Source organism: Duganella sp. CF458, from assembly GCF_900113115.1.
GTDB lineage: Bacteria > Pseudomonadota > Gammaproteobacteria > Burkholderiales > Burkholderiaceae_D > Rugamonas.
Genome location: NZ_FOOF01000016.1, coordinates 1 through 14,752 on the forward strand (window position 1 = coordinate 1; position 14,752 = coordinate 14,752).

14 protein-coding genes are annotated in these 14,752 nt (G+C 59.5%); 7 read left to right on the forward strand and 7 right to left on the reverse strand.

All coding sequences use genetic code 11. The features are described 5' to 3' along the window. Positions 1 to 460: 460 nt before the first annotated feature. The 5 genes from BM269_RS29530 to BM269_RS22490 all read left to right on the forward strand — a co-directional run bounded on the left by BM269_RS29530 (position 461) and on the right by BM269_RS22490 (position 5,001). On the forward strand, positions 461 to 649 hold the full coding sequence (locus BM269_RS29530; RefSeq protein ID WP_090442443.1) for a hypothetical protein: 189 nt from the start codon (positions 461 to 463) through the stop codon (positions 647 to 649). Between the two features lie 197 nt (positions 650 to 846). After that, a complete protein-coding gene (locus BM269_RS22475) occupies positions 847 to 1,149 on the forward strand; it encodes a hypothetical protein (RefSeq protein ID WP_139232835.1) in 303 nt (100 codons plus the stop codon). Positions 1,150 to 1,325: 176 nt separating this feature from the next. Continuing rightward, positions 1,326 to 3,155 (forward strand): ABC transporter ATP-binding protein/permease, encoded by a 1,830-nt coding sequence (locus tag BM269_RS22480; protein WP_090442783.1) that lies wholly within the window; start codon positions 1,326 to 1,328, stop codon positions 3,153 to 3,155. A 420-nt stretch (positions 3,156 to 3,575) separates the two neighbouring features. After that, entirely contained in the window at positions 3,576 to 3,971 is a 396-nt protein-coding gene (locus BM269_RS22485) for a PEP-CTERM sorting domain-containing protein (protein WP_170860457.1), read from the forward strand. Beyond that, entirely contained in the window at positions 3,964 to 5,001 is a 1,038-nt protein-coding gene (locus tag BM269_RS22490) for a CAP domain-containing protein (protein WP_139232836.1), read from the forward strand. The genes BM269_RS22485 and BM269_RS22490 overlap by 8 nt, the downstream gene beginning before the upstream one ends. Positions 5,002 to 5,053: 52 nt before the next feature. On the opposite strand, the gene BM269_RS22495 is transcribed toward BM269_RS22490, so the two are convergent. After that, complete coding sequence (locus tag BM269_RS22495) at positions 5,054 to 6,124, reverse strand: flavodoxin family protein (RefSeq protein WP_090442457.1); 1,071 nt, start codon at positions 6,122 to 6,124, stop codon at positions 5,054 to 5,056. 136 nt (positions 6,125 to 6,260) lie between these two features. Between BM269_RS22495 and BM269_RS22500 the strand changes: the two genes are divergently transcribed. Continuing rightward, positions 6,261 to 6,467, forward strand: a complete 207-nt coding sequence (locus tag BM269_RS22500) for a DUF3079 domain-containing protein (protein ID WP_090442460.1) — start codon at positions 6,261 to 6,263, stop codon at positions 6,465 to 6,467. 12 nt (positions 6,468 to 6,479) lie between these two features. Here the strand turns inward: BM269_RS22500 and BM269_RS22505 are convergent, their stop codons facing one another. The 5 genes from BM269_RS22505 to BM269_RS22525 all read right to left on the reverse strand — a co-directional run bounded on the left by BM269_RS22505 (position 6,480) and on the right by BM269_RS22525 (position 13,621). Then, positions 6,480 to 7,571, reverse strand: coding sequence for an ABC transporter substrate-binding protein (locus BM269_RS22505; RefSeq protein WP_090442462.1), 1,092 nt, complete (start codon positions 7,569 to 7,571; stop codon positions 6,480 to 6,482). A gap of 205 nt (positions 7,572 to 7,776) precedes the next feature. After that, the gene (locus BM269_RS22510; RefSeq protein WP_090442465.1) at positions 7,777 to 9,117 is read right to left on the reverse strand and encodes a TonB C-terminal domain-containing protein; all 1,341 of its coding nucleotides are present in this window, start codon (positions 9,115 to 9,117) and stop codon (positions 7,777 to 7,779) included. A gap of 11 nt (positions 9,118 to 9,128) precedes the next feature. Then, the gene (locus tag BM269_RS22515; RefSeq protein ID WP_090442468.1) at positions 9,129 to 9,884 is read right to left on the reverse strand and encodes a J domain-containing protein; all 756 of its coding nucleotides are present in this window, start codon (positions 9,882 to 9,884) and stop codon (positions 9,129 to 9,131) included. A gap of 6 nt (positions 9,885 to 9,890) precedes the next feature. Then, positions 9,891 to 11,603, reverse strand: coding sequence for a molecular chaperone HscC (locus BM269_RS22520; protein WP_090442471.1), 1,713 nt, complete (start codon positions 11,601 to 11,603; stop codon positions 9,891 to 9,893). An 80-nt stretch (positions 11,604 to 11,683) separates the two neighbouring features. Beyond that, a complete protein-coding gene (locus BM269_RS22525) occupies positions 11,684 to 13,621 on the reverse strand; it encodes an ATP-binding protein (RefSeq protein ID WP_090442786.1) in 1,938 nt (645 codons plus the stop codon). Positions 13,622 to 13,722: 101 nt separating this feature from the next. Here BM269_RS22525 and BM269_RS22530 point away from each other — a divergent pair, with 101 nt between their 5' ends. After that, entirely contained in the window at positions 13,723 to 14,367 is a 645-nt protein-coding gene (locus BM269_RS22530; RefSeq protein ID WP_090442474.1) for a hypothetical protein, read from the forward strand. Here the strand turns inward: BM269_RS22530 and BM269_RS22535 are convergent. Further along, positions 14,364 to 14,624, reverse strand: a complete 261-nt coding sequence (locus BM269_RS22535) for a TraR/DksA family transcriptional regulator (RefSeq protein ID WP_090442477.1) — start codon at positions 14,622 to 14,624, stop codon at positions 14,364 to 14,366. The two genes, BM269_RS22530 and BM269_RS22535, sit on opposite strands and share 4 nt — an antisense overlap. Positions 14,625 to 14,752: the final 128 nt, after the last annotated feature.

Below are 14,752 nucleotides of genomic sequence, written 5' to 3' on the forward strand. Positions count from 1 at the left end.
TTGATTCTCAGGTAGGAAATGACGGGATGTCAGGATAACATTCGGCCGACCGCCCCGGTTGATGCTTCGGGGCGGTATTTCAGCAGCCTGCTAGCGGAAAAATGCATGGAGTCGCAGGGTTTCACTGAGAAGTTTGGTGAGGGTAGTCAAAGTGAATGCAGGTACTACTCTTTTGTCGAGACAAGGAAATATTTTTCGGGAGAGCAGATTGAGGCTTTGGACCGAGCCTGTGCTCCAAGTGCACCGGTTCCGATTCCCAGCGTTGAAAAGAGACTTAATAGTCCCTATTGCAGGGTCAAGGAGTATCGCGAATATCCACAATGCCTGCCGGTCGTCCCGTTGGGTGTGAAATCGAACCCGTACGCAGCGAGTCGTCCCGAATCTGTCCCCCTGCACCCCTAACTCACCGGTCCGCCAACCCAGCGTTGAAAAGCGTCTGAACGGCCCCTATTGCAAGAACATGACATACCGCGAGTATTCGCAATGCCAGCCGATTGTCACTTCAGATATGAAATGGAGCGCCCGTGCGGCGTCGCGCCCCCCAAACGTCCCGGAGTATCCGGTGCCAAATGAGCTGACGCAGAAGGTACAAAAAGATAACAACGAACAGATGAATAAAATGCGGCAAATCATGCAGAAGAATAAGTGAAAACTATTGTGTTCACGTCACTCGAAGATTTGCCATGTCACTCAAAGATTGACCATTTTTTCCGGTCAGCCGCCTTTGAATGATCCCGCGCCAGAAGGCTACTTCGATTTAGCGTTAGGCATGGTGTGGCGAGCGGCGACCGGGTCTTTCCAGGCCCGTCATCGTCGATCAGGGCTTCGGATTAGCATGAAAACTAAATGGCATTGCCCCTCCCATTTTCTCCTTCAGTTACCTGGTTGGCACCGTCTTCTATCGGTGCGGGTTGTGTAGGCAGCGTTATGAAAATCATTGAACAAGTGAACTCAAGTTATACACTTTGCGAAGATGATGACGGCACTTATCTAATGACCGTGGTAGTTCCTGCGGCAGGTGCGGCGTGGGCGGTATTTGAGAAAGAATACCGTCTCAGCATATATGAAAGATTCTTGGTTCGACTTTTCCCAAGCAAAATTAAGAAGCTCGCGACACGAATCCTATTGGAAGAGCAGAAACTGCGGTGATCTGCCTGGATGCGGTCTGAGAGTCTATCAAGTAGCATTCGCTGCGGTGATCCCCGGGTTGGACGAATTCGATTTCGCGTCTGAATGCCATGTAGTAGCAAGATTGTCGCGCCAGCCGCTATGTCCGTTTCCGCACTGAGCGGCTTCATGCTGAGTCGTATGCTCTGGCTATGAAGATGACAGCCGATACCTCTGCAGCCTCAGAAGATCCAGCAGTGCCCGGAAAGCGGCGCCGTGTGCCCCCCTTATCGCTGGCCGCCTGGAAACAGTTTGTCAGCGTGGCCAAGCCCTATTGGCTCGGGAATGAGAAGAAGACAGCCTGGGGCTTGTTGGTGCTGTTGATCGTGCTGATGCTCGCCGAAACCCAGCTTGCTGTGATGCTGAACAACCAGTCGGGAGAGATGACCTCGGCGCTCGCGGGCCGTGATGGTGATCGTTTCTGGAAATCGGTGCGGGCCTGCCTGCTCATTCTGGTATTCGCAGTGCCCATCTATGCCTTCTATTACTACATGCGGGACATGTTCGCCAACCAGTGGCGGCGTTGGCTCACGGGGCGCTTCCTCGACGGTTATCTTCAGGGACGCAAATATTATGCGCTGACGGCGGAAAGTGAGATCGACAATCCGGACCAGCGTATCAGTGAAGACATCAACACCTTCACAGGCCGGTCCATTCATTTCCTGCTGATCTTCCTAGGTTCGATCATGCAGCTGGTTGCGTTCAGCGCCGTGCTGTGGTCGATTTCGCATTTGCTGGTTGGCGTACTAGCGGTGTATGCGCTGACAGGTACCGTTGTTGCGCTTTATGTGTTCGGCAATCCGCTGATCCGGCTCAATTTCTGGCAACTGCGGCGCGAGGCGGATTTCCGCTTCGGCCTGATGCGCTTGCGTGAGAACGCCGAATCGATTGCCTTTTACCGGGGCGAGGCGCAGGAGCGTGCTTTCATCGACACCAAGTTCGACAAGGTGTTTCACAATTTCAGCAGGCTGATCAAAAAGCAGCGAATGCTGAACTTGTTCCAACGTACTTTCAGCCAACTGACCTTGGTGCTGCCGGGGATGATCCTCGCAGACGGTGTGCTGTCCGGCGAGTTGGAAGTAGGGCGGGCAATTCAGGCGGCAGGTGCATTCACTGCGGTACTCGGCGCCGTGGGCGTTATCGTCGACAACTTTGAAAGCCTGAGCCGTTTCGTTGCTGGCACCGAGCGTCTGCAGACGTTGTCGAGGCTGGTCCTGCCTGCGGCCGAAGGCGAGCCGCTTGCCGACAGCAAGAGCTCGCGGATCCTCATGCGGCCCGGCAAGCAGATTTCTGTGGATGCCTTGACGGTGTGTCCGCCCCAATCCGAACGGGTGCTGGTCAAGGACTTGTCGTTTGAGTTGGCGCCGGGCGACGCCTTGCTGATCACGGGCGATAGCGGTTGCGGCAAGAGCTCGCTGTTGCGTGCGATTGCCGGACTCTGGGATACCGGCAGCGGCTTGATACACCATCCACCGTTGGAAGATTTCTTCTTCCTCCCCCAGCAGCCGTATCTACAGCATGGCACCTTGCGCAGCCAGCTTATCTACCCAAGCGTGCAGACCAGCTTGAGCGACGAACAGCTGCTGGAGATTCTAGAAAGGGTTCATCTGCCGGATCTTGTTGACCGGGTCGGCGGCCTGGATGCGGTCCAGGACTGGGAAAAGCTGCTCTCCGTTGGCGAGCAACAGCGGCTGGCCTTTGGCCGCGTGCTGGTGCATGAGCCGAGCATCGTGATCCTGGACGAAGCAACCAGTGCGCTGGACAGTGGCAACGAAGCCTCGCTATACAAAAGCCTGCGTGAAACCGGCGCCACCTTGATCAGCATCGCCCACCGGGCGGCTGTGCGCCGCCACCATACGCATGTGCTGCGACTAACGGGCGATGGCGGATGGGATCTACGCGAGGTGGCTAGGCCGCTGGACGTAAAAGGCCCTGCCGCGGACGTTATTCCCCTTCAAGCTCGCCAGGAAGTCGATGAATGCGGATGATTTGAAAGTTGTACTGCTCCGCAGCCAGAGGGCCGCCTCCATTGTTCAATTGCTGTTGCCTAAGGTAATCACTAACCAGCATGGCCGCGCCTTGCTCCGTCAGCATACCCGCTGAATCTGCCGTTATTTGATGCTCAGACCGGTCGGCACTCCGGTAAGCAATAACCCAAGTAGACACCCGCTTCTCTTTCCATGTACTTATAAGGGAATCCCGTATGTTATCAAAGTTATGCGTATTGTTGCACTCGTTTGCTCAGATCGCCTTGTGAACTTTCCTAATTGCAAATTTAATTGTCGCCAAATTTAACACCTTTCATGCGTGAAGTTGGGGTAACTCAGCGTAATCAGATACTTATATGGTAGGCACGGTTGATGCTTCGTTCAGGTTGTAGTTTCCTTAACCAAATTATGGAGCGCGATATGAAAGCTAATACGCTGTTCAAGTCTTGCCTGCTGGCCTGCTCCGTTCTGGCGGGTGCACAAGCGATTGCCGGTCCCGGCACCGTAAACAGTATTGAATTCAGCTTCATGAGCTATAGCAGCACCGCTTCACAATCTTTCAGCAATCAGCCGTTGCCAAGTTTCGACATCATTCCAACGCCCTCGGTTACGCCCATTCCGTCCCCACAGGAAATTCTTCCAGTCGTTGAGGTTTACCTGCCTTCGACGAATGCCCAAACCGACGCACCTGCAGTGATCACCGCGCCGGATACGCCGCAGGCGGCATTGGCCGTCCCGGAACCGGGAACCTTGGCTTTGCTGGGTTTGGGCTGCGTTTTGCTGTGCCTGCGTCGCCGGGAGGGTTCCCATGGTTAAATCCCGTGGGTATGCAGCACTGGTAGTTACATTGTTACTGGCGGCATGTGGCGGAGGCGGGTCGGGGGGCTCGCCGGTTGCGTCCAACAATCCGCCGACAAGCCTACCGGCCCCACTGGAAGGGAACATCGTCACCACGGTTCCCACCCCAACTTATCCCGCCGGCAGCGGCAATCTCAGTATCTTCAATGCCATCAACGCCTTGCGCAGCAAGATAGGCTCCGGGCTGTTGGCCCAGAGCCTGTTGCTGGACAAGTCGGCGGGGGCCCACTGGAGCTACATCAACCAGAACGGCATCAGCGAACTGCATGGCGAAACGGCCGGCAAGCCGGGATATACGGGCGGGCGTGCCGGGGACAGGATTGCGGCGGCAGGTTATTCCGCCTCGGTCTCGGGGGAGGCGATCTACAGCACGGTCGGTACCGACAAGTACCTGACTTGTGTTGCGGAGTGGGCCAATTCGGTTTACCACGCGGCCCTGCTGTTTGCCAGCACGATCGATATCGGCATTGCTGCAAACAACTTCAATCCGGTCGAGGGCGCATCAACGCTCTGCGTCGTGGACGTCGCTACGAGTACAACGCAATCGGCGCAGTTGCCGGGGGCAGGCAGTATTCGTGCGTATCCATACGCAAACCAGACGGATGTACCGTTCGTGTTCTTCAATCGCACGGAAACGCCGACGCCTGTGCCGGATCTGGTCGAAGCGGGTACGCCGGTAACGGTCAGCTTCGAAACCCGGGGCATGGCCGTGACCGCGCCGATTGCGATCAGCCAGTTCAGCCTGACGCCTGCCGGTGGCACGGTAGTCGACGCCCGCATCCTGGTGAACAAAGGCGGCAAGCTTGGCCCGGTCATCACGACCAACGGCCCGGCTTTGACGGACGACGGCAATATGCAAGGCTTCACCGCTACGCTGGTTCCGGTACAGCGGCTCAAGCCAAGCACAGTGTACAGCGTGGCCTTGATCGCCATGGCGGACGGAAAGACCATCAACAAGTCCTGGACGTTCACAACCGCCGCGCAGTAATGCTATAGAACCGGGGTCGGCTATCCACGAGGATTTGCCGACCCTTTTCAATTCACTTCGGGCGAGGAGACCTCAGGCCATCGTCAGGGCGAGGGAGTGTGCCCGCGCGCAGCATCCGGACGGCATGTGCGACGGCACGTGCGACGTTGCGGACCTCCTCCTGGAAGTCTTCGTCCTTGTCCATGGTGTCGTGGCTGGTCGCATAGGGTTCGTAATAGCCCAGATAGCGGTCAAGTCGTGCCTGTGCACCGGCATCGATTAACTTCATCCAGTCGAGCCAGTCGGAGAGATTGCGTCGTACGCTTTCGATTCCGGCGACGTCGCCGTGCACCACCAGGCCGTAGGCTCGCCCGGCCAGGTGCTTCGGATAGGGCCAGCCGGCCAGTTCGAGCGCCTTGGCTTCCTCTGCTTTCTTTCCGTGCGTGCTGGTTGGATCCGGATTGCCGCCGTCAGCACACACCAGGCGGTCGATCATCAGTTTCAGTACAGAAGGCGCCTGGTACCAATACACAGGGGTGAAGATGATGACCCCGTGGGCGGATACCCACTGCTCATAGATCTCGTTCATCCAGTCATTCACCTGGCCGAGGCTGTGATTCGGGTAGCAGCTACATGGCCAATGGCAAAGCGGCATGGCGGTTGAAACGCAACCCTTGCAAGGGTGGATGTGCAACTCGAATTCGGAGGTAAGGCGGCTCAGGTCAAGAATATCGGTGCCGATTCCGTCGGCGGCAAGCGTGGCTTCCGCCAGTTTCAGCATGCGCCAGGTCTTGGACATTTCGCCCGGGCAGGTGCCGTCATTGCGTGCCGCGCCGCAGATCAGCAAGACGCGTGACGGCGTGGCCGGATCTTTCTGGCGTTGGTCCGCGGCTTGCAAACGGGCCGCGGCGGCCTTCCATTCGACTGATAGTTCGTAGCCTGGATCGGCATATCCCGGCCCGGCCGGTTTGGTCAGTGGCGCCTTGCGGCTGTCGTGGAAGTTTTGCCACGCGACCTCCTCGAGCATCGCCACTTGCTCGCGCACGCCGTCAAAACGAGGATCGGCGAAACTGCGCTGGAAGCGTAAGTGGAACTCGCCACGTTTCAGCTTGGCGGGGGCTTGGCCTTTGCGGACTTCCGTCATATTTGCCTCCTATGCTGGAGAAAATGTGCCACAGGCATCGCAACGGGTCAGTTCGACAGCGAACGGACCACGTAGGCCAGCCGAAACTTGATCTGGGTTAAGGAATTGCCAGTGGTGGCAAGGCTACGATTGGGGTATGGCAAAGAAGTTTCCCATCATTCCCCTGCATCCTGAGCGAGTCTGCTGGGGTTGCGACAAGTACTGTCCCACCGATAGCCTTGCGTGCGGCAATGGTTCAGAGCGAACCCAGCATCCCTCGGAGCTGTTTGGTCCCGACTGGATGGAGCGGGAGTCGCCGCTTCTCGAACCCCAGGTTGACGCGCCATTGAAGAAATCGGCCTGACGCAGTCGACCGCTACTTCTGCCGCAACTTTTCTATTGTGGCCACGGCCTGTTCTGTGTCGTGCGGAGGCTTGAGAAACAAGCGCAAGCCTTCGGATACCGGCCCTATCAAGTCGGCGTCAGCCTCCCTGTCAAAGAAGGAAGACAGTCCGGCTGCGTGATTCAGGACCCGGCGTGCGGGATCTCCCAAAAGGATGGGCGGGAAGGTTGTATCCGATTGTGCAGGCAAGGTCTGGTCAGCCTCCGCTATGTGGCGAATGGCGCCGCTCTCCGCAAGGAAGGTGAGAAAGCGTTTGCGGACCTGCGGATTCGGTGACTTTGCCGGCAGAACCAGGACATCGAGCGGCGCGTCTTCGTAGGCTGGCATATCGGGAGAAATGGCCGGGAATGCGAAGAAGCCCATGTCATCGGCTATCGCTTGCGGAAATTTGGCGGCTATAAAACTCCCCATCAGCATCATGCCGACGTGATTGCGGTACAGGTAGGGCAACACGCGTTCGTGCTCCTGCTCCAAAGTCGTTGGTAGGAAGTAGCCTTTGCGCAGCAGGCCTCCCCACACGTCGAAGACATGGCGCACCCTGGGGTCGGTAAATGGAACGTCGCCGCGCAGCAGCTTGCGGTGGAACTCAAGACCGTTGAGCCGCAAGTCGAAGTAATCGAACCAGCCCGCCGCCGGCCAGTTGGCTGAGGCGCCCAAGCCGATCGGCGTAACACCCTGCGCCGACAATCGCTCGCAGACGTGGAGGAATTCGTCCCACGTCGAAGGAGGCTTGATGCCGAGCCGCTTGAACAGAGATTTGCGGTAGACGAAGCCCCAAGGGTAGTAATACAAAGGGAATCCATACACTTCGCCATCGATGCGGGTGCCATCGATGGTGACGGGGGAGAACTTCTTCTTTTTCAGTAGGGTGACGGTGTCGGGGTCGAGCGGCGCGAGAAGCTTGTTTGCGGCAGCGTCGCGCAAGCGTTCACCGGCATACCAGAATGCCACGTCGACCTTGCCGCTTTTCAGGCGCGTCGTAAAATCGCGCTTGTATTGCTCCTGAGGATAGCCATGTTGTGTTACGTGGACATCGGGGTTAGCTGCAGAGAATTCATTGATGATGCGTAATCAGGCGGTGCGCTGTGCACTATGGGAAACGATGTAGTCGATGACGAGTTGCTCGGATGCTGCAGGCGCGGGCGACAGGCAAATCAGGCAACAAAGTATCGCTGCCGCCTGTGTGAATCGGCGACGTAGATCGAACCGGAAACTGATCGTGGTCGGGGCTGCCCGCATCAAGTAAGTTTGTGCGTAAAATTGCTTCCTGTCAAAGGCCTCCTGCCTTGTATGAATACGAAACGGAGAACTTGCGTTGGGTGCCCGGCGGGAAAACGTTCGTGTGCTTTAATGTACGTGCAACCGCTTCGTCATATGCCTGGTCACGCGAACCCTGAGTTCGCGTGACGTTGACGACTTTGCCGCCGCTGTCCAGTTCGACATCGAAACTGACCTTGAGTGCGCCGAACACTTGGTTTGGCTCGGGCACATAGAAGATCTGCCTTCGAACTGCCTCTATCTGCGCGTCGGTTGGCGGCATCCCTGTCTGGGTGGCCATTGCCAAATCCTTGCTGGCTTGCAGCTCTTCAAGAATGGCTTCTCTGACGGCGTTTTCGTGCGCGGTCTGCTGGGTTGGCGCAGGCATATAATTTGGGGGGGCGCTGTTGCTGGTAAGGAGCGCCGCGCAACCTTTCACAAGGAGCAATATCAGGAACGTGATCTGCCAACCTGACCAACTCCAGCTGGATTTGCCGCCGGACTCCGCCGGTGCTTTGCCAAGCGGAACGGCGGCGGCCGTGCCGCTGCGCTGAATCTCCGCCTGCGCTGCCTCATGCCATTTCTGTAGACTCTCGCGATCGATGATGATTGAGAACCAGCTATAGAATCGATCCGTCAATTGATGGAACAGCCGCAGGTCGTCGCTGGCAGCCACGCCTTGTGGATTAGGGGTGTTGCGGATGGCTTGAATGAGTTGCTTGACGGTGCCCATGGCATTTGCCGACATTGACTCGTACAGCTTCCACTGGTCAATGGCGCGGTCCACCATCGCACCGGATTCACCAAACTGCAGGATCCGGCGGCTGTCCCGCGCCCAATCCAGCATTTCGCTGGCTACTACGAACAGCGTTTCGTGCCCGGGCTTCCAACCGGTGGCGAGCAAATGGACGATGCGCGCCTCGAAGATGGTCCGAGCGGTAAGGTTCAGCAGGCATTCTTGCTCCAGCGACTCCCGGAGAACCTCCCTCCAGCGGGACTGCAGTCGGGATTCATTGTTCGCCACGAGTACCTGTGTCCTTACTTGGAACTGGGTGAACGCCTGGTCGGCGAGCCGGTAGGGATCGTCGAGAGCCGGCGCCGTCACTGGTTCGGACGCCAATCCGGGTTCGGCCACTTCCACAGGGATCGGCGAAGCGGCATCATCTCGCACGAATTCCTGGTGCGCCTGCCAGTGAAGTGCAACTTCATACGCCTGGCGCAGTTCCTGAAAACCCTCGGGGTCAGCCCGCTGGTCGATCCTCTTCAACTCGCGCGCATAGGCGCGGCGGATAGTCTTGGCATCCGCATCGGCATCCAGGCCGAGGCGTATCAAAAAGGGTAGAGTGTCACGCATGTCAATTGTTCTCAGGGGCGTTGCCACGGCGCAGTCCACGAAACGTCAGGTGCAAGGCCAAGCGGTTTGGCCAGTTCGCGCCAGCGCTGCAGCATCTGCATGTCGACAATGATTGGCGCGAGATTCGCGTAGTAAGTGGCAAGAAGTTCGAAATAGCCGTGGTCGCGGCGCAGGCGGCTCAGTTCCGGTTCGTGCGCTTGACGCAAATCGCGGATGACCCGTACCAGTGGCGCTCTGAGTGTCTCCGGTTGGCGGTGCAATAGCCAACGTTCCTGCCATGCTTCTGCGATCTGGATATTCGGCCAGGTTCCCTCATCGGCCCAGCCGAAATGGTCGGTTGCAGCAAGCAGGAGCGCTTCGTGGCCCGGTTGCCACCCATTTAGCAGGAAGCGGCAGATAGCTGCCTCGAGATAGGGGCCTGCGTCCAGACCCACCGGCTGCTGCTCGGCCAATTGCTCGCGCAAATCGTCGACCCAGATGGTCTCGTCTGCAATGCGGCGGCCACCCGAAATCACGGCGACTGCGGCGATGATCCATTCGAAGGCTTCCTGCGCTTCGTCTACGCCGAAGGGTTCCGGAATCTCGGGTTCGCCTCCGGAACGCAAGCCGATAGCGAGTTCATAGGCGCCGCGCAAGGCCTGGAATGCCGCCAGCTCGGTTTCCTGGTCGATCAGCTTCAGTGCACGTGCATAGGCACGGCGCACTTCCTGGTCGGTCGCACCGGCTTCGAGCCCGAGGTGGGCCAGCGCTTGGGTAATGTCCTGCATAGCCGATCACGAATCCAGGTTCAGGAAGCTCTGGTGCTCAAAGTACTCAAGCGCTTCGTTGAAGGTGCGGGCGGCCTGGCGCGAAATGCGGATATCTTGCGCTTCCAGCGCACGCTCGAACTGCATGATCTGGCGGCCCAGGTGTTCGCGGGCTTCGCCTCGCAATTGCTGGTACAGGCGTTCGCCGCGGGCCAGCATGGTGCGGAACTCGATCCGGTCGCGCGGGTGGATCTTCAGCTCGGACAGGGCGGCGAAGCGCTCCTTGATTTCCTCCTGGCTCAGCAAGCCAGGATTGCCTTCAATCACCAGCGTTTGGGTCTGCTGGGTCTGCAGCACGGTCGCCTCGACTTGCAGCAGGCCGTTTGCGTCGTAGGTAAAGCGCACGTCCACGCCGTTGTTCTGGCCCGGGACCTGGGAAATCGGTACCTCGATGGTCCCAAGCTCGATGTTGTCGCGCGCCATGCGCGCTTCGCCCTGGAACACGTTGATGCGCAAGGCGGTCTGCCGTTCCGAGGTCGGGTGGTAGTTCTTGACCTTGCTGACCGGGACCACCGTGTTGCGTTCGATGACGGGGTCGAAGTGGCCATGCGAGTACTGGTCGCCGCCCAGGTGCATCGATACCTCGACGCCCAGCGAATACGGCGCCACGTCGGTCATCACCACTTCATCCAGGGCAGCATCGTTCATCTTCAGGCCGGCTTGCACGGCCGCGCCCATTGCCACCACTTCGTCGGGATTGATGTCGCAGGATGGGAAACGGCCGAACATGCGCGCGACCATGCGGCGCACGATCGGCATGCGTGTGGCGCCGCCGGCCAGGACGATGTTATCCAGGCTGGCTGTCTGCAGGTTGGCGTCGCGCAGCGCGCGTTCAACCGGCGAACGAAGGCGCGCCAACAGCGGTGCGGTAATGCGTTCCAGCCCGGCTTCATCCAGCGGCATGGAGTAGGTGGTACCGGCGTGGTTGATCTGCAGCAGGGCTTCCGGCGCTTCGGAGAGCTTGCGCTTGGCTTGTTCGGCTTGCGCCACCAGGCTTTGCATGAAACGGCCGTCCTGCTTCAATGCGAGGGGGATGGATGCCTGCTTGAAGAACTCCTCGATCAACAGGTTGACGAAGTCTTCTCCGCCAAGGAAGTTATCGCCGGCGGATGCGCGCACTTCCATCACGCCTTCAAACAGGTCGAGTACCGAAACATCGAAGGTGCCCCCGCCAAGGTCGAACACCAGGAACTGGGTTTCCTTGCCGCGCTGATGGATGCCATAGGCGAGCGCGGCGGCAGTTGGTTCGTTCAACAGCCGCTCGACTTTCAGGCCTGCCAACTGGCCGGCCGCGCGGGTCGCTTTGCGCTGCGCATCGGAGAAATAGGCGGGAACGGTGATGATCGCCTCGGTGATCGGCTCACCAAGTGCGGCTTCCGCGTCTTCCTTCAGGGCGCGCAGGATCAGGGCCGACAGCTCCTCGGCGCGGAAATTGCGGCCGCCCAGCGTGAACTGCTTGTTGCTGCCCATATGGCGCTTGAACACCGCCGCACTGTGCGTCGGATGCGTCTGCAAACGCTCGCGCGCCGCCTTGCCGATCAGGATCGTGCCGTCTTCGTCAACGCTGACGCAGGACGGGGTCAGGAAATCCCCCAGGCTGTTGGGAATCAACCGGGGCTCGCCGTTGTGCCAAACGGCGATGAGGCTGTTGGTTGTGCCGAGGTCGATGCCGACAATCATTCGCTACTCCGATGTAAATTTCACAAAAGAGTAGCTTAGCACTTATTTCCGATTGAAAAAAGTCGTTGTCTTTCATGAAACTACACCCTGACCGGCAAGGTCAGGATGAAACTGGTGCCCTCGCCAAGGTCACTTTTTACGTCGATACGTCCGCCGAGCAAGCCGTACACGATGTTGTAGACGATATTCAGGCCGAGGCCGGAGCCGCCGCGTCCAAGCTTGGTGGTAAAGAAGGGGTCGTAGATCTTCCCCATGTTTTCGGGCGCAATGCCGATGCCGTTGTCGCGCACCGCGATCGCGACCGAGTCGGTGCCGATGGTTTCTGCGCTGATGACGATTTCGCCGCTGTCATTGCCTTCAAAGGCATGGATCAGGCCATTGTTGACCAGATTGATCAGCACCTGGCCAAATGGTCCCGGATAGCTGGCCATCACGATCCCGTGCGGAATGGTGTGGGTGACGCGGATGCCGGACTTCTTAAACGTCGGCATCAGCACCAGCAGGATTTCCGAAACCAGCTCGTCCAGCTGGAATTCGCGGCTCTGTGACGTCGCCCGGTCGACTGCGACCTGCTTGAAACTGGACACCAGGTCCACCGCGCGATGAAGGTTGCGTAGCACGATCTGGCTGCCGTTGTTGACATCACCGAGATAGGCGTTGAGGGCAGAGCGCCTTACGCCTGATTCCACTGCAGCCGCGAAAGCCGTGGTCTGGTCCAATAGCGTGCTGACCGCCAGCAGGCTGTTGCCGATGGGCGTATTCAATTCGTGCGCCACACCGGCAACCAGCGAACCGAGCGCGGCCAGCTTTTCACTGCGAACCAGTTCTTCCTGCGCGCGCTGGAGGGTGCCGAGGGAGTCGGCCAGTTCGCGGTTGGTGTCGGCGATCTGGCGCGTGCGGACATTCACCAGCTCTTCCAGTTCCAGCTCGCTGCGCTTGCGGTCGGTGATGTCGGTGGAGACCCCGCCCAATGCCCAGATATGCCCGAACTCATCGATCAGCGGGAATTTCTCGGAAATGTAAGTACGGGGCCCGCCAACCGTGCCTCCCGACGTTTCTTCATGGCTGGAGGCGCGGCCGCTGGCCAGCACGGCGCGGTCGGCCCGGCGGATCGCATGGGCCATTTCTTGGCTGAAGAGCATGTCGTCGGTATTCCCGAGCGGTTCGGGCGAGCCGGGAGGCAGCAGCATGCGAAAGCTGTGGTTGACCATCAGGTAGCGTCCATCGAGGTCCTTCACATAGACCACTGCCGACGACTTCTCGACGATGTTGGTGAGCAGGGCCTGGCTGCGGCGCAGCGCCGCGTCGCGCGCGGCGATGGTGGCAAGCATGGCGTTGAAGGCGGTGGCGAGCCGGCCCACTTCATCGCGGCTGCTGACCGGTGAGCGCAGGTCGAAACGCTGTTCGCGCGTGACGCGGTCGGCCACGGCGGACAAGGCGAGCAGTGGTTGGGTGACCAGGCGGCGCGAGCTGACCGCATACAGGATGCCGCCGAACGACAAGGTGAGAAGCACGACACCAAGCACCAGGCCGTATTGGCGCAGGCGTTCCAACATGGACGGCAGATGGTAGTAGGTGGCCAGGTAGCCAACCACTTCGCGTTCGAAGCGGATTGGCGATAACAGCGTCAAGGCGTAACCGTCGAAGCTGTGTCCCATGTGTTCCAATTCCGGTGACCATTCGCATGCCGCGGCGGGGTCGCGGTTGAAGTCGGCGAACACGCGCCTATCGGCAGTGAACAGGCAAGCCCGGGAGATTTCGGGACTGCTGCGCAGGCCCGCGAGCTTGCGGGCGGCGCTATTACGGTCGCCGAAGTTCAAGTCGGCGTCGAGATTCAGCGCGAACAATTCGCTGCGCACGGTCAGGTCTTGCACCACGCGGGGACGGGCGACCAGCAAGTCGTAGCTGGCGAGGGCAATCAGCGCAACCAGCATCGCCGCGATCGTCGTAAGAACCGACACCAGCAAGAGCTTGCGCTGGAGTCCAAGATCACGGAAGAAGCCCTGGAAGCTTTTCATCTGGGTGTGGCCCATTTGCACCGGAGTAACTATCTTAGCTCAAGCGCCGATGGCGCTACAAGCATGCGACATTCCAATGTAATTATTGCTATGTTTGGCATATGACAGAACAACAAGCAGGCAGCAAAGAGACGCAGCCGCCGTCATCCACCGGTGCCGGCGCGGAGCCGCCAGCGCGTCCGGAGCCACCGGCGCGCGGGAGGCTGGCGGATTGGCAAGGCCCGGCCTTCTGGATGTCGTGCGGAGCATTGCTGGCAGGGCTGACGGGTGGCGCCGTTGTCCTTGCGCAGCGCGTCGGCGTCGAGCGTGATCTGATGGCGGTGGCGACAACGCTGCCGCCGCGTGAGGAGGCCCGTGCGACTCCGTCCCCCGCCGAGAGCGCAGCGCGGCGGCAGGTGGTGCCGGAGCCGGAGCCGGTGCTCGCCGGGAAGCCTCATTCGTCAGCAATGGAGGGTACGTCCGGCCAGGACGAAGGCGTTCGCAAAGTTAAGACGACGCGCCGGCGCGGCGCAAGCGCGTCCAACGGCAGTGCAACACACGCGCAGCATCAAGTCAGCGCCAGACAGCCGGAGCGCAAGAAGTACGTGGTGCGCCGCAAGGCGGCCAAAGCGGAGACGTACTCCGAGGTATTCAAGCGCTGCCCGTCGCCCGGAGCAGCCGGCGCGGTGGAGTGCCGCCGGCATATCTGCAATGGCGCCGAAAGCGAAGGCCAGGCTTGCAGGCCATATCGCGGAAAGCTGCGTTAGGCGATAGGTAGTGAGATGAAAGAGCGCTGACGCTCAGCGAGCTCCTGGCACGCCAGGCAGGTCGCCGCGCTGGGCTGCACCTGCATGCGCCCGGCGGAAATCGCGCTCCCACAGCGTTTGCACTGGCCAAACGTCCCTTCCTGCAGGCGCTCCAGGGCAGCGTCGATCGCCGCCGCTTCGGCGGCGTCGCGGCCGGCCAGTACCTCGCGCCGCTGGCGCAGGATGGCAGTCCAACGGTCAATTTCTTCAGGTAGCATGGCTTGTCTCCGCTTTTGGCGCCACTTTAGCGGGCATCTTGAGCCGCGTCACCGGCACCGCTTGACCTAGGTCAAGTTTGGCTGATTTATTCCCAGGGGCGCGCATCTGGCCCCTTGCCGCGATGGAC